Source organism: Priestia sp. BR_2 (assembly GCF_041954005.1).
GTDB lineage: Bacteria > Bacillota > Bacilli > Paenibacillales > Paenibacillaceae > Paenibacillus_AQ > Paenibacillus_AQ lautus_A.
Genome location: NZ_JAVFHM010000134.1, coordinates 1 through 615 on the forward strand (window position 1 = coordinate 1; position 615 = coordinate 615).

General features: G+C 32.8%; 1 pseudogene. It reads left to right on the forward strand.

Annotated elements, in window-relative coordinates:
- Nucleotides 1-323 precede the first annotated feature (323 nt).
- Nucleotides 324-615 (forward strand): annotated as a pseudogene (locus RB298_RS05130) (SGNH/GDSL hydrolase family protein); the annotation flags it as partial.

Sequence of the window (615 nt, forward strand, 5' to 3'; positions counted from 1 at the left end):
TATGCATAGCCTGCTACACCTAGAATTAATACTAAAATAATACCAAGAATAATTTTGAATGCGCGTTTCTTTTTCGGTTTTTTTCGGTTGCGTCTGCGCGCCTCTGGAGATTGTACTTGTTCTTCCATCTGGAGCCTCTCTTCCTTTTCTTTATGTATTGATAAAATAAATGCCTTCTGTGTAAGCCATTATTCTTATCTTTTTCATCAGAAAACACGTCAAAATGATTAAAAAAATGACAAATTTAATCAAATTTCTTCATGTACTTTAAAATTATATTATAATAAAAGAAAAAAAGAAAGATATTGTAAGGGAGACATTTTATGAAAATTTTAATTAACGTATTTGCTATTCTCATCTTTATCTCATCTTTAGTAGCAGGAAAGATGTATTGGAATCATCAATTAGACAAGCAGTTCGAAACAAAGCCTACAAGAGTAGGCGCAGCTGAAACAAAAAAGGATATGCAAAGTGAGACTAAGAACTTGCCGGAATCAATTGTGAAGAAATTAGAAAAGGCAAAGAAAACAGGAAATCCTGTAAAACTTGTAATTGTAGGATCCGCTCCTGAGAAAGACGTAAAGACGTGGGGGGCTTTATTGAAAGATAAAGTAG